Source organism: Paenibacillus sp. MCAF9 (assembly GCF_052114265.1).
GTDB lineage: Bacteria > Bacillota > Bacilli > Paenibacillales > Paenibacillaceae > Pristimantibacillus.
Window position 1 is genome coordinate 1 of record NZ_JBFREL010000025.1, and the last position, 24430, is coordinate 24430.

The following is a 24430-nucleotide window of genomic DNA, read 5'->3' on the forward strand; positions in this document are numbered from 1 at the left end:
ATGGTATATTGAATGTACATAGAAACCTTCCTTTCGAAGATGGTTGGGTGGTACCTCCATTTTACCAAAGGTTGGTTTCTTTGTTTTTTACAGATTTCAAAACTTTGAAGAGGGTGCCTCTAAAGCCTATGGCTTTTGGGACACCCTCAAGGTCTATTTTCGAGTTACCAAGATGCGACAATGTACGTGCCGTATTTTTCTTCTACGAATTTCTTGACTTGGTCGGAATGATAAGCCTTAATCAATCTTTGGAATACCGGCTTATCCTTGTCCTCGGTTCTTACTGCAATAATATTTACCCAAGGAGAATCCTTTGGCTCAATAAAAATGGCATCCTTCGTTGGCACAAAACCCGCTTCTACCGCATAGTTGGTGTTGATTACTGCCGCCGTCAGATCGCCAAGCGCTTTCGGAATGAATGCTGCATCCAGCTCCTCAAATTTCAATTTGAGCTTGTTTTCTGCGATGTCGCGAACAGTCGCTTTAATGCCAACGCCTTCTTTTAACTTGATCAGTCCAGCGTTTTCAAATAGAATCAACGCGCGTGCGCCATTCGTCGGATCATTAGGCAGGCCGATAACATCGCCTTCCTTTATTTCAGAAACATCTTTGATTTTTTTGGAGTAGAAGCCGATTGGAAAATTAAGCGTGTTCGCGATCTTCACCAAATCAAGGTTGTTATCCTTCTTGAATTGATCGAGATACGGCTCATGCTGGAATGCATTCGCATCAAGCTCGCCTTCCGCCAGCACTTTATTCGGCTGTACATAGTCATTGAATACAACAAGCTCAATATCGAGGTTATCCTTAGCCGCAACTTCCTGCACCTGTTTCCAAATCTCTTCCTCAACGCCTGCCGAAATGCCTACCTTAAGCTTTGCTTTCTCTCCTTCTCCCTCTGCACCACTCAATTCTGATTTGTTGCCGCACGCAGCAAGCACAGCGGTTAATACCAGTGTCAGCATAATCAATACGAGCTTTTGTTTCATATGTTCTCCCCTGCTTCCTATTTGTTTTCCAAGCTGATTACATGTCTAGAAAAACAGAAAAGCTCTTATTCCACGATGCCGGCTGCTTGCGCCGTTCCGTGAAATAAGAGCTTTTAGTCGTCTAATCAGCTCAATTTCTTATAATTCCGATGAGCTTACTATAGATTATATTTATTGCTTCTGTCAACGATTTTATTTGTCATTCAAGCGCTAGCTCTTCCATGGATGACCAATTCCAACGTGGAACGTCAGCCGCTCCGTTATTGCACCCCGCTGCAACCGCGCTAACCTTATTACGATTTAGCTAATACTTCATCCTTAATCCGCTGTACAACCTCAGCAATCGCTAGTGATCCGAGATCACCTTCGCCTCTTTTCCTGATGGCAACGCTGCCCGCGTTTTTCTCACTCTCACCGAGTACCAATGTGTAAGGCACCTTTTCAAGGCCAGCCTCGCGAATTTTATACCCCAGCTTCTCATTCCTTGTATTCACTTTAGTGCGAATGCCCGCTTCAGCGAGTGCTTCCTTCACTTGCAAGGCATAATCGATATATTTCTCCGAGACAGGCAGCAGCTTAACCTGAACAGGTGCGAGCCATAATGGGAATGCTCCTGAATAATGCTCTGTCAATATACCGATAAAACGATCAATCGATCCATATACCGCACGATGAATAACGACAGGGCGATGCTTCTGGTTGTCTTCGCCAATATAGGACAAATCAAATTTTTCAGGCATTTGGAAATCAAGCTGAATCGTGCCGCATTGCCAGCTCCGCTTCAATGCATCGAGGATATGAAAGTCGATTTTCGGCCCATAAAATGCACCGTCGCCCTCATTTACGCGATATTGAATATTGCGGCTGTCCAGTACGCTGCGCAGCGATTGCTCCGCTTGATCCCATAGCTCCTCGGAGCCCATTGAATCCTCAGGTCTAGTCGACAGCTCAATTTTGAAATCAAAACCGAATACGCCGTAGATATGGTCGATCAATGCGATTGCATGGCTGATCTCTGCTTCAATCTGATCAGGCCGCACGAATATATGAGCATCATCCTGGCAAAACGTACGCACCCGCATCATGCCGTTCAGAGCCCCCGAGTACTCATGGCGATGAACCTGGCCAAATTCCGACATCCGAATCGGAAGCTCTCTGTACGAATGCAGACTGTTTTTGAAAATCAGCATATGCCCCGGGCAGTTCATCGGTTTTAGCGCATAAGCCGTGTCATCCACATTTGTAAAATACATATTGTCCTTATAATGATCCCAGTGACCCGATTGCTCCCACATCCGCTGGTTCATCATAAATGGCGTGCGTACTTCCTCATAATCCCGCTGCCGCTGCTTCTCGCGAATCAGGCTCTCCAGCTCCGTACGAATCGTCATGCCGTTTGGCAGGTAGAACGGCATGCCCGGCGCCTCTTCTGAGAACATGAACAGCTCCAATTCCTTGCCAAGCTTGCGGTGATCACGCTTCTTCGCTTCCTCCAGCAGGTGCAAATGCTCATCAAGCTGCGCTTTTTTCGGGAAGGACGTGCCATATATCCGCTGCAGCATTTTGTTGTCCGAATTGCCACGCCAGTAAGCGCCTGCTACATTCAGCAGCTTGAACGCCTTGATGCGTCCTGTGGAAGGTAAATGAGGACCGCGGCAAAGGTCAACAAACTCGCCTTGCTCATAGAGTGAAATAATGGAATCGTCCGGCAAATCACGAATTAACTCCAGCTTGAGCGGCTCTTCCTCCTGTGCGAATAAAGCTGTCGCTTCCTCGCGACTCACTTCACGACGCGTAATCGGCAGGTTTTCTTGAATAACCTTGCTCATCTCTGCTTCAATGGCAGCAAGATCATCTGTAGATAACGGCTTCTCGATATCAATGTCGTAATAGAAGCCATCCTCAATAACAGGACCAATTCCGAGCTTCACGGCCTTTTCCCCATAGATACGCTTTATGGCTTGTGCCATAACATGCGCTGTACTATGACGGTATATCGCTAAACCATCAGCGCCATCAAGCGTTATAATTTCAACGCTGCTGCTTGCTTGAATGGGCTCGTTCAGATCGACAAGCCTGCCATCGACTTTTCCCGCGACTGCATTTTTGCCAAGGCCAGTACTGATTGATTCCGCCAATTGCGCGGCGGTTGTCCCCTGCGGATACTCCTTAACTGTTCCATCCGGTAATGTAATTGCAATACTCATCATGCAGCCTCCGATCGAATGTAGTTGAACGCAAAAAAACACATCTCTCCCACCAAGGGACGAGTGCGTTCAGCTCGTGGTTCCACCCTCATTCGATCTGCTGCTTTATATGACTGGCTATCGCCAGACTTAAAGTTGCATACAGCAAGATCCTTATTGAGCACCCGGTAACGAGGATGAATCGGTGTTATTTACAATCGCTTTATGCAAACAGCGGGTTCAATAACACGGCTGCAAAGGGGTAATTACACATTCGGTTGCTGGAGAAGCTCTCAGCCTTAGCCTCTCTCTCTGGACAGCTCGTATAAGGTAATCATGTCTTTGGTCAAAGCCTATTTATGGCTAAATTGTAATTCGAATATTCCAATAAGTCAACTGCAGCCAAGTATTCATGGAAATAAGCATCATTTTTAGCATTTTTATTCGATTATTTTAGACGTGCCCAGTCACTTCCACATGCACCATCGGACAAAATATGCTTTAATATACCAAAGGAGCGTGATTCAATGGACATCAAATCGTTTCTATTTCCAAAAAACGAGGTCTCTTACCTCATGACATCCTCTAATATGAAAGAAGCCATAGATAAATTAGAGGCTAGCCACTATACCGCCATTCCGATCTTGGACGACAATGGCTTATATTTCGGAACACTTTCCGAAGGGGATTTATTATGGAAGTTGAAAGCCACACCCGGTCTCACCTTTGATACGATGCACGAAATTCCTGTCGTCTCCATTAAAAAACGGATGAAAGTCGAATGTGTCGCGATCAACGCCGATTTGGACGATATGCTGGCGCTGGCGGCCGATCAGAACTTCGTTCCCGTCGTAGACACCGATCGCGTCTTTCTTGGTATTATTCGCCGCAAAGATATCATCGAATACTATACCCGAAATATTTCTGATTAGCTTGGAAAAGCCAGATCATGCATTTCAAGAAGGCTGCCGTCGCCGGCAGCCTTTTATGATGAATTAGTGGTGAAGCATGCTTAAATGCTTTGTTTGGATAACGCTTCAAAATACGCTGCAACGACCTCACGAAATTCCAGAGCAGCTCGCGAAATATACCGATTTCTATGCCATAATAGTGCTATCTCCCGTACTAATTCGTGATTCTCTATTTGGAGATAATGGATTTGTTCCCGCGAATTCCTTGCCGTGCTGGGTATGAAGGCTATACCTATTTCGGCCTCCACAAGCATGCTAAGCCTTGCAGGTTCATCCCCCTCATACACATATTTTGGTACAAATCCAATTGATTCGCATAAAGAGTCAACTAAATCGCGCGTACCGTAGCCTCTTTTCACTCCAACAAACCATTCATCCCTTAGCTCTGCCAAAGTTACGCTGCTTCGATCTGCCAGCCGATGCCCCTTTGGAACAGCTACAAGGATCGGGTCGATAAACACGATTTGACATTCGATCTCATCCCTTTCTATAGGAGGTGAGGACAAGCAAAAATCCACTTCTCCTCTATCCAGAAGCGTAACCATTTCCTGTGTGGCGAGCATTTGCACATGAAATTGAATATCAGGACGTTTTTTCCGAAACTCACGAAGGATATTGGGCAATTTGCTTGCAGTGGTCACCGCTAATTTGAGCGTGCTATGTTCCGGGCTGGATAAATCGCTAAGCTCCTGCTTCCCCTGCTCCAATTCAAACAATGCCCTTTCTGCACGGCGAAGGAATAGGCTGCCATACTCATTCAATCGCAAATTTCTCCCTATTCGATCGAATAAGGGGACCCCTAAATCCTCCTCCAAGCGCCCAATCGTCTTGCTTAGTGAAGACTGAGTAACGTGCAGATTGCGTGCAGCTTCGGTCATATGCTCCAAACGAGCTACCGTGAGAAAATATTGCAGTTGAAGAAGTTCCATTTCGCGCCCCCATTCATTCCCTCAAGTCAATGAGATTATAGCATCAAATGCGTTGGAATGAATAAATGATTTCAAGTACGATGACCTTAATACGTTTTGGGGGCGATTCAAAAATGAGTGTTCGCAGCAGGTGGTTAATGATCTCCGTTGGACTAGGAATACTATTGAACCCATTAAATTCTTCGATGGTTTCAGTTGCTATTCCACGTCTGCAGCATGTATTCCAACTTGATTTTACAAGTGTTTCTTGGATTATTTTTTCTTTCTACATTGCAAGCAGTATCGCTCAGCCTATTATGGGAAAGGCCAGCGATTTATTCGGGCGCAGGAAGATCTTTCTTGCCGGCCTTATTGTAGCCTTCGTTGCGTCATTACTAGCTCCGTTGTCACCAAACTTCGGATGGCTCATAGTGTTCCGCATTGTGCAAGCCATTGGAACAAGCATGATGGTTGCCGTTGGAATGGCTATTGTACGCATTCATATTACGGAGAAACAAGCGACTGCGCTGTCTGTTTTGTCCATCTTTTTATCGGGAGCGGCAGCCATTGGCCCTTTTATTGGCGGGGTCTTGATTCATTCATGGGATTGGACGGCTATCTTTTTCGTCAATATTCCATTTGCGATAGCTAGCTTTCTATTAGCATGGAGAACTATTCCTATGGATGAACCGCAAATGCGCGCTGCAAAGGACATGTCTTTTCGTATGTGGTTTGATTTGATAGATGCGTCAGGAATCCTGCTCTTTACAGTAGGTCTGGTTGCCCTGCTCGCTTCATTGCTCTCAGCCAAATCATCTGGACATCTCTCATTCGGAAATGGTGTTTTCTTGCTGATCGGCCTTGCTGCGCTGGGGGCATTCGTACGACATGAGTTAAAAACGGCGTCACCTTTTATCCCACTACGCACATTCGCCAAATATCCTGCGATGACTTGGGTTAATGTAGAATTCATGCTCGTTAACATACTATATTACTCGCTCTTTTTTGGGCTACCATCCTACTTGCAAATGGTACGCCATGTCAGTGAGTTCCAAACCGGAATTCTCATGCTAAGCTTAGGCTTATGCTCGCTAGTCACTTCTCCAATCGCAGGACGATGGATCGATAAATCAGGACCAAGACCAGCATTGCTGGTCTCTGCCATTCTCATGACACTTGGGTCAGTGTGGCTCGTCACATTGAATCAAAATTCACCGGTTATTAGCGTATGTCTAGCTTTGGCAGCATTCGGCATTAGCAACGGGCTGAACAATGTAGGGATGCAAGCATCCTTGTTCCAAAGCTCTCCAAAAGAAATAATCGGTGTAGCATCCGGATTATTTAATACATCCAGATACTTTGGAACCATCCTCTCCTCATTGTTGATAGGTATCGTTATGGGCGATACGTTCAGCTTCGAGGGATTTCACGTGCTTGGAATTATCCTCACGGTCATTGCGTTGTCTTTGGTATTTCTGAACCGGCGGCGCCGGAATTCATTACGATACGGAATCCATTAATTCGAAGAAATATTTTGATTCATGAGTCTGATAAAGCTTGAACCAAGCCTGTAATGTATTTGGCGCAAAAACATCCAACAGCTGCAGTACATGCATTGTAAACTCCAGCGGGGCTATACCAGATGCAGTAACTAAGTTTCCATCTGTTACTGCAGGCTCCGTTTCATAATATTTTTCTCCCGTATAATTAGGACAAATCATTTTCAAATATTCAAGATCGTTGCTTGTATGTCTTCTTGAGTCGAGCGCTCCCATCTTTGCAAGTCCCATTGTAGCGCCACAAATCGCTGCAACTACTGCTCCTTCTTGTAATGCTTTTGAAGCTTTTTTCAATATAGGCTCGTGAATGGGTTCCATCCAAGTATCTCCGCCTGGAAGAACGAGTACATCCGTACTTTCCAAACTACACTCTTCAACAGAAATAGCAGGCAATATTTTCAATCCGCCCATTGTAGTAGCAGGATTTTTATCCACGCCGACTGTAATAACTTCTAAAGGTGCTGCCTCTTTTTTAAAATACCTCCCCGAGTTAAGCTCAGCAGTTAAATAACCTACTTCCCAGTCCGCCATCGTATCAAAAACATATAGATATACTTTTTTTGTCTGCATAATAAACACTCCTTCTGTAATGTCTGAATACCCCTATTATAAAAAAACTTCACTGACATTCTCCGTCAGTGAAGTTTTTTAAATTTGATAAAAATCAATTAAACGGTTGAAGAGCGCTCATGCAGGAAATCAGATGGCGAGCTGCCAACAATGCGCTTGAATATGCGGTAAAAATACGAAACATCGTTATAACCTAAATAGTCGGCGATTTCACTAATCATCAGCTGCGATTCGGTCAGCATGTAGATCGCCGTCTTCATTCGCTGATTGTGTACATATTCGCTGATTGTCTGGTTCGTAACCGCCTTAAACAAAGTAGCCGCATAATTCGGTGTCGTATTAATGACATCCCCCAGCTCCTCCTTCGTCACCCTCTCGCGATAATGCGTCGAAATATATTGCTTCATGCTGTCCACACGCCGATGCTTGTCCGAGGAAATCATTCCGCGATCCTTCTCTTGATTGAGATAGACCAGCGCTTCCGTAAGCAGCGCCTCTGCCATAAGTTCATAGTAAGGCGGTTTCTCCTTGTATTGTGTCCAAACTCCCCGCAGCCTCTCCTGTATAACTTCAAAGCGCCCGAGCCGTTGCTTTAACGGCTCTTCCAGCTGAAGCAGAGGAAGGCTGCACTCGGTAGCGATTTTGCAAAAATTGACCACATACTTCGTGTGGACGACCGTTGGAATGCTTTTCCCATAGTATGGAATATGTCCCGGTATAAGGAGCAAATCTCCTTTTTCCAAAATCACCTTCTCCTCGTTCACCCAATATACACATTTCCCATATGTCACTAACGAGAGATGAAAGGATAACATGCGCCCCTCACCTTCCTCGTACCAATCCGCTCCGTTGTCCTGATGCACATCCATAATTGCCAGCATAATGAACGCTCCTTAGAACCGTACTATTGTACATTCATTGTACTATAGTTCTTATCTCCTTTCGACTTTTCACGTTACAATGAAAAAAATAAGGAGGCCTACAACATGCTAAAAACAAAAATTATTTGTACAATGGGGCCCGCTTGCGACTCCGTTTCGACGATTAAAGAAATGATCCAAGCAGGGATGACCGTTGGTAGACTGAATATGGCTCACGGCGAATTAGAAGATCACGTTATGCGAATGAACAATATACGGCAGGCTGCACGCGAGCTGAACACTTTTGTTCCCATTATGATGGATATTAAAGGTCCTGAGGTGCGGATCGGCAAGCTGAAGGAAGCGTCTTGCGAGCTGGTTATCGGTGAAGAATTGATTCTCACGACAGAGGATGTACTCGGCGATGCAACTCGACTTCCTGTAAACTATTCCGAGCTTCCGCTTGTCGTAAAAACAGGTGACCGGATTCTCATTGATGATGGACTTGTTGATCTGACGGTAATGTCGGTTGAAGGTAACGATATTCGTTGCAAAATCGTGAGCGGCGGCATATTGAAACCCCGCAAAGGCGTTAACCTGCCAGGCATCAAAACGACGCTGCCAGGCGTAACGGAGCGCGATGTCGTGCACATTCATTTTGGCATCAAACATAATGTTGAGATCATTGCTGCTTCCTTCGTAAGAAAAGCAGAGGACATCTTGGAAATCCGCAACATTCTTGAAGAAGCAAATGCAAGCCATGTACAAATCATTTCCAAAATCGAAAACGCTGAGGGCATGCAAAACCTTGATGCAATTATCGAAGCATCCGATGGCATTATGGTTGCGCGTGGTGATCTAGGCGTTGAGGTACCGATCGAAGACGTGCCGATGATGCAGCGTGAGATGATCAACAAATGCAATCTTGTAGGCAAGCCGGTTATCGTTGCTACACATATGCTCGAATCGATGCAGGTTAACCCGCGTCCAACTCGGGCTGAAGTAAGCGACGTAGCCAATGCGGTTATTCAAGGCGCTGACGTCGTGATGCTATCCGGCGAGACAGCTGCTGGAAAATACCCTATCCCATCCGTACGGACAATGGCTTCCATCGCTAGAAAAGCCGAATCCATGATCGATTATAAAGAGCAATTCGATAAAAAGAGATCGCAGCAAAGCACGAACATTACGGAGGTAATTAGCCAAGGTGTCGTTAGCTCCTCGCTTGAGCTGAGCGCCAAAGCAATCCTTACTTCAACGGAAAGCGGCTTTACAGCTCGCATGGTATCCAAGTACCGTCCGATGTCACCAATTATCGCAATTACGCAGCATGATCATGTGCTTCCAAAAATTTGCTTGCTCTCCGGCGTTATTCCGGTTAAAGGCGATGCAGTAACAACAACAGACGAAATGTTCGAGTCTGCTATCCGCAATGCCAAGCTGACTGGACTTATTGATACAGGCGATATTATCGTGCTTTCCGCTGGCGTGCCAATCGGCCAAGCCGGGGCAACCAATCTTATCAAAGTAGCACAAGTATAAGTAAGTATTTCGCCAAAAATGGCATGATATCAAAAAGCTGCGCCGTCCGAGGACGATGCAGCTTTTTACTCATATAAATGCAGCCCGAACGACTCAACATAATGATACTTTCATGAAGCTTTCACAAATGACATGCTTTCCTATGCCTTTTGGAGCATATTATAATAATAACAACACATCGTTTCTACACTTAGGAGGGAATGGGTATGAAAAAAGAACATACCGTTCATTTCAAAATTATGCATGGCTCGGCAACCAAGACGCTAACCGGACTCATGTACCTAGAGGAAAACACAAAACCAACTGTTCAAGATTATCAAGAAGTCCTGAAACAATGCGGACATGATGTACATATCGAGAATGAAGAGCAGTTTATTTTCCGCTCCAACAACCCAGCAGACGATTATTTGATCGACGTTCTTGAAAACTATAAGAAAAACGACAAAGATCTACATGCTGACCATCTCGCACAAAGCTTTGTAAAAAAGACGCCATTCCTATAGAAATATTACTAGAATAGGAGCAGAAAGGCTGTTTCGGGTCAAATGACCTCATGAAACAGCCTTTTTTTATCGTACAAAATAAACTGTTTACGACTTTGACAGCTGCTAAAGTACCTATTCCTTAATAAGGCTTTGGAAATATTTTCATGTTGAATTGGTTGTGTTATGCTTCTTCTAGGATTATATAAGCTTAGAGTCAGCATGAAGCTATACCGTTCATGATCCATGAAAGTTGGTGATTCGTGAGTACAAATGAAAGTATCACCTTAGTTGTCATTACCCTCATTTCCGTGCCGCTTTTCCTGCTTGCCTTCATCGTCATTCGGCAATCGTTTAAGGATACTCGGGAGACTAAATTTATTTTGAAACATGGCGAATCCTTTGACGCGACTGTGAGCTCCATACAAAAAACCAATACGGAGATTAACGGTCATCCTGAGGTTTTTATCGGATTAACGATTCCAAGAGAGCATGCAGATCCCTATCGCGCCATCATTAAAACCGCCATTTATATGGTTAATATTCCTCAGTATCAGCCTGGCCGCAAAGTAAAGGTGAAGGTGCTGGAGACTAACGGCAAAATTAAAGTCGCCTTGGAAGGCGCACATGTATTTTAACTTACATGAAATAAGAAAGAGCGCCGCAATCGGCGCTCTTTCTTATTGTACTGCAGCTGCCTTTCGTTTCCGCAGCAATAGTGTTAGCGGGATAGAACAGATAATAATAATCGTCCCCAGATGGAAAACATCCTGAACGCTAAGCGACAGCGCAATGGTTTTGGACGATGCACCGTCCTCCAAGTGAGCAATCGTCTGCGCTGAGAGGATCGTGCTGAACAAACTAATCGATAGCGCGGATGTCCCCTGCCTGATCCAATTCATCACCGCAGAGGCATGACCTGAATTCACGCTTGGTACAGCAGACATCGCAGCGTTCGTCACGGGCATATTGCTGAAGCCAATCCCCATATAACGAATAGCCACCCATACCGTAATAAATGCCGCGCTTGTCGCCACATTCGCATGGCTAAGCTCCCAAGTAGCTAATCCCATTAGCAGGAGACCGATGAAGATCAGCTTCGATGGTCCTATTTTGCCATAAAGCCTGCCTGCTGCAAGCGAGATTAATACCATCGCAAGCGTACCTGGAAGCATGACCATGCCTGTAGTAAAGCTCGACTCCCCTTTAATATTTTGCATGAAGATCGGAACGAGCAACGTGCCTGCATATAAGGAAATCGTTATACAGCAGTTTAGTATGACACCGTACGTAAATCTCGGAATCTTCAGTACTCGCAAATTCAATAAAGGATTGCTGACTCGCAGTGTCCGCACCACAAAATAAGCAAGCACGACTATACCAGCCGCGATCATTCCGAGTGTTTGCCAGCCTGCCCAGCCCCAATTATGCGCCTCGCTAAATGCGACCAGCAACGCGCTTGTTCCGATGAGAACCGCGCCAAACCCGATCCAATCCAGCTTAATCCCGGTGCTTAATCGATAATTAGGAATGTACTTGGCGGCAATAAGCACAGCAATAATGCCAATCGGAATGTTCATTAGAAATAATGATTTCCAGCCGTAAATTTCAGCAAGCCATCCGCCTATCGTCGGCCCAAGCGCAGGAGCAAGCATCGCTGATACGCTCCAGAAACTGACGGCCACAGCCTGTTTTGATTTCTCGATGGTCTGGTAAATGATTGTCATCGTAGTGGGCATAATAATTCCGCTGAAGAATCCTTGCAAAATCCGAAACGCGATGAGAGATTCAATGCTCCATGCGAAGGTACAAAGCGCAGACGTTATAGTAAAACCGGCTAGTGCAATCACATATAATTTTTTGTAGCTCCATTTATCGCCCATAAAACCGATAATCGGAGCAATAATACCTGTTGCCATCATAAAACCGGATAACATCCATTGCACCGTGTTTAAACTGGCATGAAAATCATCCATAAAGATCGGCAACGCTACATTTATCGTAGTTGTACTTAAAGAGGCCATGAAGTTACCGAAAAAAACGGCAATCATAATGGTCCAAAATGACGAAGCTGCTTTTTGCGAGGTTTCCACATTCATGCTCCTATTCCTGTAATTGATCCAAAGCTTTCTGTACACGCTTCTCTGTTTCGGTAAGTTCTTCTTTAAACTGCTCCATACGTTTAATTTTCATGTCGATCATCGTTTTTTCCTTATGGAGCACCTGTGATATTTCGAAAAGCTTCAATTTCCGCGCTTCGCGATCCTCACTCGTACGATATTCACTTTTCTGCTGCTCGATGAGCGATTGAAACTCCATGTACTGCTGAAGCTCTGCAAGCGAGAAGCCGAGCACCTCTTTTACGAGCAAAATCTTATTGATTTTCTCTATATTTTCCTCCGAATATAACCGAATACCTCCTTGCGTTCGCTCCGGTGCAGAGATCAAGCCAAAATCCTCATAATAGCGAATGGCGCGTTTCGTTAATCCAGTACGTTTGGCTACTTCTTCAATTTTTAGCAAATCCAATGTCGAGCACCTCCGAATTTTCTACAATAAGCATACTCCTAGTGACAGTTAACGTCAACGTTAACTTTTGGAGTGCAATAGTGATGGAGCAGCAGCTGTGCAAATAACTTGCCGTTCATATGCAAAAAAAACAATCTGAAACATAGCAACATGTTCCAGACTGTTTTTTGATCTCAGTTATATCGATGACTTGAAAACGCCATGCGGCAAGCAAGCGTGCACGCCTTTTATTCCATTCACAATTTGAGTAATTCTTAAATCAACAACCGAGCTTCCTAGTGCGATCGCTTCTACTCGGTTTAAACCATATATTTCACCCATAAGATCAAGCATACCATCCAGCGCCTCTACGGTGGCTTCATTTAAGTCTTCATGAAAGCCAAACGTAATCCAGCCTGAAGGCGTATTCGCTCTAGGATTCGTCAAAACGATGTCTTCCTTCACCGTTACCGTTACGTCAACCAAATCCATAGGAGACTCAATCGCCTGACAGCTAATCTCCCCATCGCCTTGACGAGCGTGGCCATCTCCTATGGATAAATAGCCTCCGTCCACAGAGATCGGCAAATATAATGTGCTTCCTTTGACAAGCTCCTTGCAATCGATATTGCCGCCGCAGGCGCGAGGAGGAAAAGTGGAATGAATACCTGGACTATCCGGAGGCATCCCAATCACGCCCAAAAAGGGTTGTAGCTCTACCGTAAACGATTTGTCATTAATGAGACAGGTTCCTCTCATCCATTCCTTGTCTAATTTCCAATCGAGGGAAATCTCTTTATATTCGGTTAGCTTTAGCTTTTGATTTTGCCAATTTGGATATTGGCCTGCTGCTGTAAAGCCATATGATCCTGGAATGATATCATTAAATCTAATCTCAAGAGTCATTCCTTTTTTTGCTTCTTTGATAAATAAGGGGCCAATTAAAGCATGACCACTATCGATATCCTGTCTTCTTGAAAAAGGTTTATATCTATCTTGATTGCTTGTACCTGTACCCCAGCCTGCATCCAGCGTTTGAAAACGAATGGAATCACCTGATTCGATCGTAAGCAGCGGAGTCACTTCTGTTGTAAACGAGCCAATTAGGGAGCCTTGCGCCAATTCGATTTTGTGAACGGTCATGAATGATCCCTCCAAAAAAGCTAAATTGCCTTTCAAATTTATATTACCATAATTGGAAATTAATAGTTATATGAAGAGAGTCCATCTCAATTTAGTTCATTGTTTGTCCATACGGTTGGAACCTCCCCCATGGACTACTTACAGTAAGATAGTATTATAAAATCGTTCTTTATCATAAGAAGAACGATTTTTTTTATTTTACAATAGAAGTAAGGCTAAGCGGGATGTAGATCATGCGCTTGCCAATATCTTTTTGATTTGAATAGGAGTGTGAACCAAAAAACAGATATAGATTAGTGATGTGTATGTTTTAGTGTTACAACCATTTAGGAAATCCAAATCATGACGGAGCAGAAAAAAAGGGTTGAAAATAGCGGTTATTGGAGGCGGTTCCTCATACATTCCTGAGATTATTGACGTTTTATTAATAAATATGATGAAATGCCCATACGTGGGCTGTGACTGTTTGATAGTGAAGAAGGCAGCCATAAGCTGGAGATTATTGGTAAACTATCCAAAAGAATGGTCAAAAAATCAGGTTTAGGTTACCGCTGCATGGTAGATGAATAAAAAGGATGGAATCTATTGAATATATTGTTGGCCTTTTGCGCTGTTCTAATGTTCATTATTCAGACGTTATCTTTGAAACAAATGAGAAGCACGAATAACAATGATGGATTATCCTCCTTTTTCAAACGGAGTTCGGCTTATACGGCGATAATTGCTATTGGCTTTTTTGTATCATGGCTCATATCAGATTTGAATGGCATCCATACCGCTACGCTTGTGCTTGGAGTGTTTTATGGGCTTGTTTTTGTACTTACTGTTTTGTTCTATTCCTGCGCTATGAATACGGGACCGTTATCTTACTCTGCTTTTTATTTCTCAGCAAGCCTGCTTCTGCCTGTTGTTGCAAGTGTTATACTTTGGAATGAGCCGATGACCGGCATGAAATTTATGGGTATTGCTCTTTTTATCCTATCCTTCTATTTCATCAATGTGTTTGGAAGCAAAGGGCAAGAAGCAGCAGGAATGAAATGGTTAGTTTATTGTCTTCTTGCCTTTATTTTAAATGGTACCTTGCCAATCATCATGAAATGGCAGCAGACGTTACTTGATGGGCATGAGCTGATTCCCTTTATGTGTGTAGGATTTGGATCCGCGTTCTTATTTTCACTTATCGGTATTCTTTTCACTGGGGGATTCCAAAGACAAAGCAAGCCAATTCCTACTGTACGACAGCTTCGTATTTTGTCACTGTACATTGTAGCCATAGCAGGATCAACCGGTACTGGAAATGCGATAATAACATATTTGTCAGGACGAATGTCAGGCCTTCATTTGTTTCCGCTCGTCAATGGAAGTATGATTGTGCTTCTAACGATCCTCTCCGCTGTTTTATTTAAAGAGAAAATGTCTCGTGGCGGCATCATCGGAATAGGCATTGGCTTGCTCGCCATCGTGTTTGTGAATATGTAAATAATAGTTATTGACAATCATAATGGCAAATCTTATTATTTAATTAAGTTTATTTATTAATCATTTTTAGAAGAGAGGTTGTCGTTTGTCCAAAGTATCAGCAAAGCAGAAACATGTAAGAATCATGAATCAAAATTTAATCATAGATGCGATTAGAAGAGATGAAAGCGCTACAAGAAGTGAGCTGTCAAAGCTGCTGAAGCTAAGTGTACCTAGCGTTTGCACGAACGCAGATCAATTGGTTAGGCTAGGCATTCTAAGGGAAACAGAGGATGGCTTCACAGGTGTGGGAAGAAAAGCAAGCCGTTTGCGGTTGAATGATAACTTTGGCTATATCATCTCCGTTGATCTAAGCAATCCTTGTATTACGGTGGGCATTTCAAATCTAAATCCAATCATTATTCAAGAAGTGAAATTCGATATTGAACAATATGACATCAACCAGTTAATGGAGCTAATCATAAGCAAGATTGATGAACTTCTTGTTAAGAGCAGTGTATTAGTAAATCAATTGCTTGCTATATCTATCTCTATACCAGGTCAAGTGGATAATGATTTAGGTATCGTAAAGTGCGGATCGTATCTGGAGCGACTCGGCACTGTGAATTTCAGAGAACCGCTTCTAAATAAATTCGGTGTTCGAGTACTGGTACAAAAGGATATCAATTCTGCTGTTCTAGGCGAAATAAAATTTGGAGCTGCACAGGGACACGCAAATGCTGTGTTTGTAAGCGTTGACGTGGGTGTGGGTCTTGGTATCGTGCTTGGAGGATCGTTGTATCCGGGGAAATTTCATCTTGCAGGTGAAATAGAAAATTACATCGTGAACGTAGAGGCAGAGAATACGGAACGACAGGATGGTTTATTTGAGAGCTCTCGGTTGCGCGATTTGGTTACAATAGAAGCTTTGGTCAGATCGGTTAGAGCAGAGCTGGAGTCTGGAGGCGAGAGCAGACTGCTTAAAGCTGTGAATGGCGACATTGCTAAGGTCGATTTTAATGACATTATAAAGGCGACATTAGAAGGAGATGCCCTAAGCGTTAAGCATGTGAAGCGCTGTGCAAAGATTATGGCTGCCTTCATAGCAAACATGTTATTTTTACTTGATTTGGATACCGTAATATTGGGTGGTGGGTTCGTCACCCTCGGTTCGGCTTACACCGATACAATACGGGATGAAGTTAGGCGATTAGGGCTAGGAAATACGGCTATCGTGGATACGGCGCTCAAGACGAAAGCTGTTTTGATTGGCGGGATTGCCATTGGATTGGAGACTATGTTCAGTGAACTGCTGGAGGAGCAGGAGGCTTAAAGCCTCCTATCTCTCCTATTAGTTAATTAAGTTTATTAATCAATGATAAATTAGATTGTTCCTTGGACGTTTTAAATGAACGCGTTCAAGTTTCAATATATGAATTCATTTTAAAAGGAGAGTTGAGTAATGAAGAAAAAGGCGGCAAGCAAGGCAACAGCACTAGTACTTATCTTCGTAGTATTTGCAGCACTGATGGCAGCATGCGGGGGATCCAAACAAGAAGAGAATGGAGCATCCGAGAGTAAAACAAAAGAGATAACGCTTCGGGTAGCGACATCATTCGCTGGATCTGATCCATGGGTTCCAGCTTGGACGGAAGCTATTAAACAGTTCCAAGAGGAAAACAAGGGCATCAAAATTACGGATGAGTCAACGCCGGTCAATCAAGAAGCATTGCGTACGAAAGTGAAAGCGGATGCAGCAACTGGCAATCTAGCCGATGTGATGTTTTATTTCAATGGCAGCGAGACAGCTATTCTAACCGAATCGAAAGAAATTGTTTCCTGGGAAGATGAATTTGCTAAAGATCCAGATTGGGCGAAGCAATTCAATAGCGGAATCATCGAGAAGGTCAAGTATGAAGGCAAACTCTATTCTCTCCCCTATATCGGCTTCTATGAAGGCTTGTTCTGGAATAAAGAGTTATTCGACCAGTATCAACTCGAAGCTCCAACAACCTATGATGCTTTTATAAAAGCGATAGATACGTTTGCAGCTAATAATATTGTACCATTCGCTACATCGCTCACAACTCCATATCTGCAAGAGGCTTTGGTTCTTTCACAGGTTGGGCCAGAGGGACAACAAAAGGCTTACGATCCATCATGGGCGCCAGCTCTTACGATCTTCAAAGAGTTGAATGATAAGAAAGCGTTTCCTAAAGATGCACTCACGCTGGATGATGAAAAAGCGCAATCTTTATTTGCAGGCGGGAAAGCGGGAATGATGTTCAACGGTTCATGGACAGCTGCTGGTCTGAGTACAAATCCTGCTTTTCAAATTACACCATTTCCACTCGTGCCGGGTGGTAAGGGTGAGAATATGATTGTATCTGGATTTGGTTCTGGTTGGTATATGAAGAAAAATACCGATCAAGCTAAATATGATGCAGCTCTAGCTTTTGTGAAATTCATGACATCTCCTGAAACGGCTGGCAAATTTGCAGCAATAGGCGGAACTTATGCAGTCGATACACAACAATCCAGCAGCACCGCACAGCTTCTGATTGACGGCAACAAGATGGTGAGTGAGGCAAAGGATTTCGTTATGCCCATCGATTCTTACGTTTCTAGGGAATCGTATACCGAGTTCTTAAAAGGTATTGCTTATGTGTCAGCAGGAAGAAAAACAGCCGAGGAAATTCTAGATGAAGCCACAAAATTAAACAACAGAAACAAGTAGTTTTTTCAACAAGCCCCGGGATATCGGATCACCGGCTCCCGGGCAAATGGCAGTATGTAATCCAAGCTATTGCTTATGAAGAGGAGGCGTTCAGTTGTGATATTCAGGGACAAGAGATACATTGTGCTTTTCCTGGCGCCAACGATGCTATTATTATTCACCTTTCTTTTATATCCACTCGTACAATCCGTTTATTATAGCTTCACCGAATGGTATAACTTCTCAAATACGAAGAAGTTCATAGGATTCGGCAATTACAACCAGCTCCTTCATGACCCCGTTGTTTGGATAGCGCTAAAAAACACGTTTATATTGGTGATCGGTGCCGTATTCCTGCAGGCTGGAGGAGGTTTGGTCCTTGCATTGCTAACCGACAGCATCAAACGAGGATTTAAGTTTTTTAGAACGGTCTTTTTCTTTCCGATTGTTATCTCAGGTACGGCGATTGGCCTCATGTTCTCGCTCATTTACAACTATGACTATGGACTCTTAAATGCCATTATGAGAGGGCTCGGTCTGTCTGAGCAAATATGGCTAACGGAGAAAAGCGCTATCTATTTGGTACTCATACCGATTCTATGGCAGTATGTTGGATTTTATTTTGTTATATTCCTGACTGGAATGTCGAAGATTCCAGAGGATATTTATGAATCAGCTATGCTGGACGGTATTACAGGAATAAGAAAATCCATCTATATTACACTTCCATTATTACGAGATGTCATTGCTTCTTGCCTTACGCTCGCCACGGCTGGAGCATTGAAGGTATTTGATGTCGTATATATCGTGACCAAGGGTGGTCCATTGAATTCCAGTGAGCTGCTCAGTACTTACATGTACACGAAGGCATTCAATGGGCAAAACGCAGGTTATGCCAGCACAATCGTCATTGCGATGATGATACTCGGTATTGTCATAACAGTTGTGTTAAATAAATTAGTTAAAAAAGAGGCTGTCAGCTACTGATGATAAACTACAAACAGCCCAATTGAGAAGGTGATATTTTAGATGGTTAACAGACTAGTAAAGCCTGGTGCGGTCAAGTTCGGCGTATATGCACTCCTGCTTTTATGGGCATGCACAACGATCATCCCGCTATTATGGGTGCTGCTCAATAGCTTCAAAACGTCCGAAGAAATTTTAACGCAATCATTCGCTCTCCCACAAAGCTACTCTTTATTTAACTTTTTGAAGTTGAACGAGTATGGCAATATTAACGTCGTTAAAGGCTTTATGAACAGTATGATCATTTCGGGATCCGTTGTATTAGGTGTTTCCCTTTTTGGCGGGTTGGCTTCTTTTGTACTAGCGAGATTTCAATTTGCATTTAAAGGGTATTTCACGTCTATATTTGTTATTTGCATGCTGCTGCCGCAGTTCGCTGTTATTATTCCGAATTTCGTTATCATCGAGAAGCTGGGTTTGAATGGAACCTATTTATCCGTTATTCTCCCACAAGTAGCTGGCAATTTGAGCTTTGCTATTCTAATGATAACAGGCTTCATGGCTTCTTTGCCTGGAGAACTAGAGGAAGCGGCGGTCATGGATGGGGCAACCATTTGGAAAATATATTATAAAATAACGCTGCCGCTTTGCTTCCCTATTTTTGCAACGGTGTCTATTATGGTCTTTCTTTGGTCATACAACGAGCTTTTGCTACCACTCGTCTACCTGCCAATAAGAGAGATGCAGCCTATATCTGTCCTCTTGTCGCTCGTATCGAATGCGTATGGTACAGATTATGGCGCTATGATGGCAGCCATCACGATTTCAATCGTACCACTGCTTGTTTTGTACATGTTCTCACAAGAAACGGTTATTAAAGGGCTGACAGCAGGTGCAGTAAAGGGATAATGGTTTTGGGTTACCATACAGGAGGAGAGAAAAAAGATGTCTACACAACAACAAAAAAATATAATTGTCATTGCTGCACATCCGGATGAACCGGAAATTTATGCGGGAGGAACCTCTGCTTTATTCGCAGAAATGGGACACCGAGTGAAATTCGTTTCCTTAACCAATGGAGATTGCGGACACTACTCAATTAGCGGACAAGAGCTCGTGGATAGAAGAACGCAGGAGGCCTATGAGGCTGCTAGACGATTGGGTGTTCTTGACTATAGCATATTGAATATATCTGATGGCCGTCTGACGAATAGCTTTGAAGTGAGAGAAGAAGTTATTCGCCAAATTCGCAATTGGAAGGCCGATGTCGTCATTACCTTCCATCCTGAAGGTGCAGGACATGTAGATAATCGCAATGCAGGAAGAATTGTGAGAGATGCTGCGGATTTTATAGCGAAGGTACCTAATTCTGTGCCAGATGCCCCATATTTAGAGCAATCCCCTCTTTTCTTGCTTATGCCGGACTACGGAAAGAGGCATGCTTACTCACCCGATCTGGTCGTCGATATTGGTTCTGTTATTGAGAAGAAGCTGCTTGGCTGTGATGCGCACGCTTCCCAATTCTATGAGTTTGCGCCATGGCAGCGTAATCTGCTAGATCAGGTTCCACAGACGTGGGATGCTAGGAAGGATTATATTTTGCAATATTGGAGCAGCTTTATTGAGGTTTCATCGGAGATGCTTCCGACGCTGGATCGACTATACGAAGATGGGAAGTCAGGAAAAACAAAGTATGCAGAGCCATTCGAGATTGCAGATTATGGCAGAAGACCGAGTGATACGGAGCTGAAGCAGTTGTTTCCCATGCTGAGTCAATAAGAGGAAATACCTTGATATACTTCGTGAACGGATCGTTGTTGCAGGGCAGCTGCAATGCATGTCAATAGCAAAAGCCAGCTCCTATGAACTGCACCTCCATTGTTAGACACCATCTAACTTTGGAGGTGCAGCTTTTCTATTTGGATTCAATAGGATTCCAGCTTCTTTTGCCGTCATCCTCTAAAATCCCTAATGTCACATCTGCAATATCCTTGTCTTCAAGCAGCTTGGCGCGAACGAGGAACTTAATATCATCGGCTACCGCAAGCGTTAAACCAGGCTGCAGCTCCAAGTACGCCTCAACGTGGTAATAGCGGCCCTCTTGTAGAATGCGCATTTGATAAATATCGGTTACGCTCTGTTCGGAAAAAATAATACGGGACACCTTGTCTGCTACTTCCTTCGGGGCAGAAACACCAATGAGTCCGATCATATTGTCGTAGCCTACACGATAAGCAACTCCAACCATTAACAGACCAATCAACAGGGTTGCAACGCCATCAACCGTTTTAAACGAGGTAAATGCAGCAATAATGACCGCGATCATCGCCAAGGCAGCTCCCGAAACGGCGACAAGATCCTCATAGAAAACTAATCGCGTAGCAGGAGCAGAACGCCCTACATTTTTGAAGGCAGCTGAGAAAATACCGAGTCCTTTCCCTTCTGCTCCCGCTTCGTGTAAGATTTCCTTCATGGCTTTGACTAGAATAAGCCCGTCTATGACAAGATTAACAACCAGAACCCCAATGTTTAGCCAAAAACCTTCACTTGCAACTGGATGCAAAATGAGATGCCAGCCTTCACGAATCGTTTCATAAGCCATAATGGTAACGACGATGACGGCTATCATACAGAAAATATTGATGACACGTCCAAAGCCGGTTGGAAACCTTGGCGTCGGTTTTTTCTCGGCAAGAATGCTTCCGGCAAAAACAAAGCCTTGGTTTATCGCATCTGCCAATGAATGCATGGCGGAAGCAAACATGGCGCCGCTGCCGCTGAAGGCCGCTGCGAACCCTTTTATGGCGGCGATAAACGCATTGCCGATCATCGCTACAGCGGAGGATTTATTCCCTTTCTTTATAAGCTGCATAAAACTCTGACGTTCTGCTTTAGACTCCATTTTCTCCTCCGCAACATTTTATTTACCATTACCTTTCCACTATTTCCTGCTTTCAATCCCAGCACTGCTATTTTATGCTTACCCACACCGGCAATAGGATAAACGGACAAAAGCTTTTCATTATGTCAGAGACAACTTTCTTCTTGCGTTATCGAAGTCATTAAAATAATACCATGCTTTCATTGGCGTACTTTAGGCCAGCGCTCTTGAAACCTCTTTTGCTCAAGCCGCTTCTCATAAATGGCGATTCGATCCTCGTATTCCAAGTAAAAAGGTGATGGTCTAACAATCATTTCTAGAACATCTTCTATCCCACAAGGAGCAGTTAACACGAGTTTGTCATGCTGATCTATTTTCAAGCCTAGGGCGGTTACGGTCTCAGGAAATTTGGAAATGGCATCTGTGGAGCTGGAATACGGAGGATTGTTATTGATCATATGCATTCGGGCTTGGTTCTTAACGGACCAAGGCACGTGAGGGTTCATCTGATTTAATGTGTTTTCCAGCTGTTTCTCTATCTGCTCGTCTATGTTGGAAGGATCGAAATAAACGACATCAACATCGGCCAGCGGCGTTCGTTCCGTAAATCCGTGAAGGGTATCCCAAATTTTGCTGCGAACGAAACCAGCACATACCCACCAATCTGGAAGCTGGAGCGTGCTAACCTCTCGTAAGATGTTCATCATCCACTCATCTCTATATACAAGCTGTATAATATCCTCTTCACTGTTTATCAACATTGATCCACTCTCCTGATTTGTTCATTTCTTGTTCAATATGTATGTCCAAGCCTGCTATAGGCGAATAGCCGTCGACACTTGTTTCATCCGTCCTCACCATAAATGACCACTTAAAGCCCTCTCTTGGAAAGGTGAGCATGACATAGATGTTTTCGTTCTTATACTTTTTTTCTAATGCCTGCTGCAATTGCAGCTTCGAGAACGACAACCCTCCAAGATACAAGGCAACAAGGATTAGTCCTGATAAAAAAATACGCCTTCTTCTCCGAGTAGACGCCCCGATAATGAGAGCAGCGGTCAGCGTAATTAAAAGAACAGCGTCGTTTCTATTTACAATAAAGAAATCAGTCTCCGTTTTAATAAAGGGATAAAAGGGAGCTACGCCATTGCCGATGAAATCTATAAATAAATGGCTAAAAACGCAGATAGACAATATCAGCCAAGCCTTTTTAAACGTAATTTTCCTCTGGAATGCATAATAACATGCAGCAAAGAACAAACCAATCACAGGTACAAGCCAAATGGAGTGACCAAGCAGGTCTCCGTAAAGCTTCGAAATATCAGGAGAAATAGCAGCTGCACCGCCGAAAATGAAGAGAACCTTGCGATTCACCTTTGATGCAGCCGCTTTCCCGCAAAATAAATAGGCCAAGCTGGCGCCTACTACAAAATGTAAAAAGACGTGTATGATATGACCTGAAATATTATCCATATTCACCTTTCTATCAAATTTAAAAATTTGATATATGATTCTCGAAGAAGCAGCCTACACTATCGGCAGTTCATAATGCTTGCACAACTCCCGAATGACCTCACCGATCAATGACTCGTTTTGAGGTTTACCTGGCTCTGCATTCATCATCACTGCAATACCGCTTTCTTGGCGCGGGTATCCAGCCAGCTTGCTTTGAGAACCAACTCCCCAGCCTTGAGAAATGAAGCAGAGCTGCTCTCCAGCATCAGGAAGAAATACGCCTAAGCCTGCACCTTTATCGCTCGCATAACCCGTAAGCATTATTCTAGCCATCGCTGGCCGCAAAATACCATTAGGATCGCCATTCCAAGCCTTCACGACCTCGCGTGCCAATACTAGCAATTCAGAAGGCGTTGTCCACAAGCCTGCTCCGGATAAATTGGGATAGTGCGCTCTCTTCCCTTCAACCACCTGTCCCCGTTTATCATGACCCATGGATGTGTTCAGTGGCTCGTTTGCAATACCATCCCAGAAAATAGAACGTTTTAAGCCAAGCGGCTTCATAACAAGCCGCTCCATAGCAGCCGAAAAGGCTTCTCCTGACACATCCTCAAGGATTTGCTCCAACACAGAATAACCTGCATCCGAGTAAGAGAATCGACTCTCTGGCAGGTGAGCAGCCTCGACTGGTTTGGAATGATATTTCGTTGCTCCTAAGAGCAGCTCTCTAGGCGTAGGGAAAGGGTCTTGCTTCTGATAAGGTTCATAGCTCCCCCGTGCATCCACAATTCCCGATTGATGTGCCAGCAAACTGCGCAGCGTTACTTTCCTCTGCTGAGTGAACTGGTTTTCGGGCACCTGCCAGGAAACTAAGTAACGATTAACATCCTCCTCCAAGCTAAGCACGCCCTCTTGGACTAAACGAAGCACACCAATAGCCGTAACCATTTTGCTGATGGAGCAGGCAGGAAACAAAGTTTCCTCTGTCACCTTCTGCTGCAGGCTCGCTTCAAGTACGCCATAGCTTCCTTGCCACACCATTTGTCCATGCTGAAGAACGGCAATTCCTAATCCCGGAACACCATTCAACTTCATTTTTTCTTCTATTTCCAAACTTATCATTGCCTCTTGGCACATAAGATCAGCTCCGTCACCAAACAAATTAGAATAATTTTTACCTCATTATTCCATTTCACTCTGTATGACGGGAAAAAGCAACAGCCAGTTGCAACATTT

At 43.9% G+C, this 24430-nt stretch carries 23 protein-coding genes and 1 pseudogene; 12 read left to right on the forward strand and 12 right to left on the reverse strand.

Annotated features, from left to right (window positions below; translation table 11 throughout):
- Positions 1 to 164: 164 nt before the first annotated feature.
- Together AB4Z45_RS25355 and thrS are read right to left on the reverse strand one after the other, a co-directional pair.
- Entirely contained in the window at positions 165 to 989 is an 825-nt protein-coding gene (locus AB4Z45_RS25355; RefSeq protein WP_076268555.1) for a MetQ/NlpA family ABC transporter substrate-binding protein, read from the reverse strand.
- Positions 990 to 1282: 293 nt separating this feature from the next.
- Positions 1283 to 3196: a threonine--tRNA ligase gene (gene thrS, locus AB4Z45_RS25360; RefSeq protein ID WP_441912433.1), complete on the reverse strand. Its 1914-nt coding sequence runs from the start codon at positions 3194 to 3196 to the stop codon at positions 1283 to 1285.
- Between the two features lie 506 nt (positions 3197 to 3702).
- On the opposite strand from thrS, the gene AB4Z45_RS25365 reads away from it, so the two are divergent.
- Positions 3703 to 4107, forward strand: coding sequence for a CBS domain-containing protein (locus AB4Z45_RS25365; RefSeq protein ID WP_076268557.1), 405 nt, complete (start codon positions 3703 to 3705; stop codon positions 4105 to 4107).
- An 80-nt stretch (positions 4108 to 4187) separates the two neighbouring features.
- On the opposite strand, the gene AB4Z45_RS25370 is transcribed toward AB4Z45_RS25365, so the two are convergent.
- Positions 4188 to 5075, reverse strand: a complete 888-nt coding sequence (locus tag AB4Z45_RS25370; protein ID WP_441912378.1) for a LysR family transcriptional regulator — start codon at positions 5073 to 5075, stop codon at positions 4188 to 4190.
- A 113-nt stretch (positions 5076 to 5188) separates the two neighbouring features.
- Here AB4Z45_RS25370 and AB4Z45_RS25375 point away from each other — a divergent pair, with 113 nt between their 5' ends.
- Positions 5189 to 6574: an MFS transporter gene (locus tag AB4Z45_RS25375; protein WP_441912379.1), complete on the forward strand. Its 1386-nt coding sequence runs from the start codon at positions 5189 to 5191 to the stop codon at positions 6572 to 6574.
- On the opposite strand, the gene AB4Z45_RS25380 is transcribed toward AB4Z45_RS25375, so the two are convergent.
- Positions 6554 to 7183 carry a type 1 glutamine amidotransferase family protein gene (locus AB4Z45_RS25380; RefSeq protein WP_441912380.1) on the reverse strand — a complete coding sequence of 210 codons (630 nt, stop codon included), beginning with the start codon at positions 7181 to 7183 and terminating at the stop codon, positions 6554 to 6556. The two genes, AB4Z45_RS25375 and AB4Z45_RS25380, sit on opposite strands and share 21 nt — an antisense overlap.
- Positions 7184 to 7281: 98 nt before the next feature.
- Positions 7282 to 8064, reverse strand: coding sequence for an AraC family transcriptional regulator (locus AB4Z45_RS25385; protein ID WP_441912381.1), 783 nt, complete (start codon positions 8062 to 8064; stop codon positions 7282 to 7284).
- A 105-nt stretch (positions 8065 to 8169) separates the two neighbouring features.
- Between AB4Z45_RS25385 and pyk the strand changes: the two genes are divergently transcribed.
- The 3 genes from pyk (at position 8170) to AB4Z45_RS25400 (ending at position 10705) form a co-directional block, all read left to right on the forward strand.
- Positions 8170 to 9585: a pyruvate kinase gene (pyk, locus tag AB4Z45_RS25390; protein WP_076268562.1), complete on the forward strand. Its 1416-nt coding sequence runs from the start codon at positions 8170 to 8172 to the stop codon at positions 9583 to 9585.
- Positions 9586 to 9791: 206 nt separating this feature from the next.
- Positions 9792 to 10088 (forward strand): hypothetical protein, encoded by a 297-nt coding sequence (locus AB4Z45_RS25395; RefSeq protein ID WP_076268563.1) that lies wholly within the window; start codon positions 9792 to 9794, stop codon positions 10086 to 10088.
- Between the two features lie 242 nt (positions 10089 to 10330).
- Positions 10331 to 10705, forward strand: coding sequence for a hypothetical protein (locus tag AB4Z45_RS25400; RefSeq protein ID WP_076268564.1), 375 nt, complete (start codon positions 10331 to 10333; stop codon positions 10703 to 10705).
- Between the two features lie 42 nt (positions 10706 to 10747).
- On the opposite strand, the gene AB4Z45_RS25405 is transcribed toward AB4Z45_RS25400, so the two are convergent.
- The 3 genes from AB4Z45_RS25405 to AB4Z45_RS25415 all read right to left on the reverse strand — a co-directional run bounded on the left by AB4Z45_RS25405 (position 10748) and on the right by AB4Z45_RS25415 (position 13718).
- Positions 10748 to 12166 (reverse strand): MDR family MFS transporter, encoded by a 1419-nt coding sequence (locus tag AB4Z45_RS25405; protein WP_441912382.1) that lies wholly within the window; start codon positions 12164 to 12166, stop codon positions 10748 to 10750.
- A 4-nt stretch (positions 12167 to 12170) separates the two neighbouring features.
- The gene (locus AB4Z45_RS25410) at positions 12171 to 12596 is read right to left on the reverse strand and encodes a MerR family transcriptional regulator (protein ID WP_339206240.1); all 426 of its coding nucleotides are present in this window, start codon (positions 12594 to 12596) and stop codon (positions 12171 to 12173) included.
- Positions 12597 to 12773: 177 nt separating this feature from the next.
- A complete protein-coding gene (locus AB4Z45_RS25415) occupies positions 12774 to 13718 on the reverse strand; it encodes an acetamidase/formamidase family protein (protein ID WP_441912383.1) in 945 nt (314 codons plus the stop codon).
- Positions 13719 to 14082: 364 nt separating this feature from the next.
- Between AB4Z45_RS25415 and AB4Z45_RS25420 the strand changes: the two are divergent.
- The 7 genes and pseudogenes from AB4Z45_RS25420 to AB4Z45_RS25450 all read left to right on the forward strand — a co-directional run.
- Positions 14083 to 14261 (forward strand): annotated as a pseudogene (locus AB4Z45_RS25420) (family 4 glycosyl hydrolase); the annotation flags it as partial.
- A 42-nt stretch (positions 14262 to 14303) separates the two neighbouring features.
- Positions 14304 to 15197 (forward strand): hypothetical protein, encoded by an 894-nt coding sequence (locus tag AB4Z45_RS25425; protein ID WP_441912384.1) that lies wholly within the window; start codon positions 14304 to 14306, stop codon positions 15195 to 15197.
- A gap of 85 nt (positions 15198 to 15282) precedes the next feature.
- Positions 15283 to 16509 carry an ROK family protein gene (locus AB4Z45_RS25430; protein ID WP_441912385.1) on the forward strand — a complete coding sequence of 409 codons (1227 nt, stop codon included), beginning with the start codon at positions 15283 to 15285 and terminating at the stop codon, positions 16507 to 16509.
- A gap of 129 nt (positions 16510 to 16638) precedes the next feature.
- Entirely contained in the window at positions 16639 to 17913 is a 1275-nt protein-coding gene (locus AB4Z45_RS25435; RefSeq protein ID WP_441912386.1) for an ABC transporter substrate-binding protein, read from the forward strand.
- Positions 17914 to 18009: 96 nt separating this feature from the next.
- Positions 18010 to 18879, forward strand: coding sequence for a carbohydrate ABC transporter permease (locus AB4Z45_RS25440; RefSeq protein WP_441912387.1), 870 nt, complete (start codon positions 18010 to 18012; stop codon positions 18877 to 18879).
- Positions 18880 to 18921: 42 nt separating this feature from the next.
- Positions 18922 to 19767, forward strand: coding sequence for a carbohydrate ABC transporter permease (locus tag AB4Z45_RS25445; protein WP_076268571.1), 846 nt, complete (start codon positions 18922 to 18924; stop codon positions 19765 to 19767).
- A gap of 36 nt (positions 19768 to 19803) precedes the next feature.
- The gene (locus AB4Z45_RS25450; RefSeq protein WP_441912388.1) at positions 19804 to 20637 is read left to right on the forward strand and encodes a PIG-L deacetylase family protein; all 834 of its coding nucleotides are present in this window, start codon (positions 19804 to 19806) and stop codon (positions 20635 to 20637) included.
- Positions 20638 to 20773: 136 nt separating this feature from the next.
- Here AB4Z45_RS25450 and AB4Z45_RS25455 read toward each other — a convergent pair whose 3' ends face one another.
- The 4 genes from AB4Z45_RS25455 to AB4Z45_RS25470 form a co-directional block, all read right to left on the reverse strand.
- Positions 20774 to 21760, reverse strand: a complete 987-nt coding sequence (locus AB4Z45_RS25455; RefSeq protein ID WP_441912389.1) for a cation diffusion facilitator family transporter — start codon at positions 21758 to 21760, stop codon at positions 20774 to 20776.
- 179 nt (positions 21761 to 21939) lie between these two features.
- The gene (locus AB4Z45_RS25460; RefSeq protein ID WP_441912390.1) at positions 21940 to 22500 is read right to left on the reverse strand and encodes a nucleotidyltransferase family protein; all 561 of its coding nucleotides are present in this window, start codon (positions 22498 to 22500) and stop codon (positions 21940 to 21942) included.
- Positions 22484 to 23212 (reverse strand): metal-dependent hydrolase, encoded by a 729-nt coding sequence (locus tag AB4Z45_RS25465; protein WP_441912391.1) that lies wholly within the window; start codon positions 23210 to 23212, stop codon positions 22484 to 22486. The genes AB4Z45_RS25460 and AB4Z45_RS25465 overlap by 17 nt, the downstream gene beginning before the upstream one ends.
- 54 nt (positions 23213 to 23266) lie before the next feature.
- Positions 23267 to 24307 (reverse strand): serine hydrolase domain-containing protein, encoded by a 1041-nt coding sequence (locus tag AB4Z45_RS25470; RefSeq protein ID WP_441912392.1) that lies wholly within the window; start codon positions 24305 to 24307, stop codon positions 23267 to 23269.
- Positions 24308 to 24430 lie beyond the last annotated feature (123 nt).

What these genes read in the sequence shown, in the direction of transcription:
- AB4Z45_RS25355 (WP_076268555.1), bottom strand. Translation starts at nt 989, where the DNA reads ATGAAACAAAAGCTCGTATTGATTATGCTGACACTGGTATTAACCGCT.
- thrS (WP_441912433.1), bottom strand. Translation starts at nt 3,196, where the DNA reads ATGAGTATTGCAATTACATTACCGGATGGAACAGTTAAGGAGTATCCG.
- AB4Z45_RS25365 (WP_076268557.1), top strand. Translation starts at nt 3,703, where the DNA reads ATGGACATCAAATCGTTTCTATTTCCAAAAAACGAGGTCTCTTACCTC.
- AB4Z45_RS25370 (WP_441912378.1), bottom strand. Translation starts at nt 5,075, where the DNA reads ATGGAACTTCTTCAACTGCAATATTTTCTCACGGTAGCTCGTTTGGAG.
- AB4Z45_RS25375 (WP_441912379.1), top strand. Translation starts at nt 5,189, where the DNA reads ATGAGTGTTCGCAGCAGGTGGTTAATGATCTCCGTTGGACTAGGAATA.
- AB4Z45_RS25380 (WP_441912380.1), bottom strand. Translation starts at nt 7,183, where the DNA reads ATGCAGACAAAAAAAGTATATCTATATGTTTTTGATACGATGGCGGAC.
- AB4Z45_RS25385 (WP_441912381.1), bottom strand. Translation starts at nt 8,064, where the DNA reads ATGCTGGCAATTATGGATGTGCATCAGGACAACGGAGCGGATTGGTAC.
- pyk (WP_076268562.1), top strand. Translation starts at nt 8,170, where the DNA reads ATGCTAAAAACAAAAATTATTTGTACAATGGGGCCCGCTTGCGACTCC.
- AB4Z45_RS25395 (WP_076268563.1), top strand. Translation starts at nt 9,792, where the DNA reads ATGAAAAAAGAACATACCGTTCATTTCAAAATTATGCATGGCTCGGCA.
- AB4Z45_RS25405 (WP_441912382.1), bottom strand. Translation starts at nt 12,166, where the DNA reads ATGAATGTGGAAACCTCGCAAAAAGCAGCTTCGTCATTTTGGACCATT.
- AB4Z45_RS25415 (WP_441912383.1), bottom strand. Translation starts at nt 13,718, where the DNA reads ATGACCGTTCACAAAATCGAATTGGCGCAAGGCTCCCTAATTGGCTCG.
- AB4Z45_RS25435 (WP_441912386.1), top strand. Translation starts at nt 16,639, where the DNA reads ATGAAGAAAAAGGCGGCAAGCAAGGCAACAGCACTAGTACTTATCTTC.
- AB4Z45_RS25445 (WP_076268571.1), top strand. Translation starts at nt 18,922, where the DNA reads ATGGTTAACAGACTAGTAAAGCCTGGTGCGGTCAAGTTCGGCGTATAT.
- AB4Z45_RS25450 (WP_441912388.1), top strand. Translation starts at nt 19,804, where the DNA reads ATGTCTACACAACAACAAAAAAATATAATTGTCATTGCTGCACATCCG.
- AB4Z45_RS25455 (WP_441912389.1), bottom strand. Translation starts at nt 21,760, where the DNA reads ATGGAGTCTAAAGCAGAACGTCAGAGTTTTATGCAGCTTATAAAGAAA.
- AB4Z45_RS25460 (WP_441912390.1), bottom strand. Translation starts at nt 22,500, where the DNA reads ATGTTGATAAACAGTGAAGAGGATATTATACAGCTTGTATATAGAGAT.
- AB4Z45_RS25465 (WP_441912391.1), bottom strand. Translation starts at nt 23,212, where the DNA reads ATGGATAATATTTCAGGTCATATCATACACGTCTTTTTACATTTTGTA.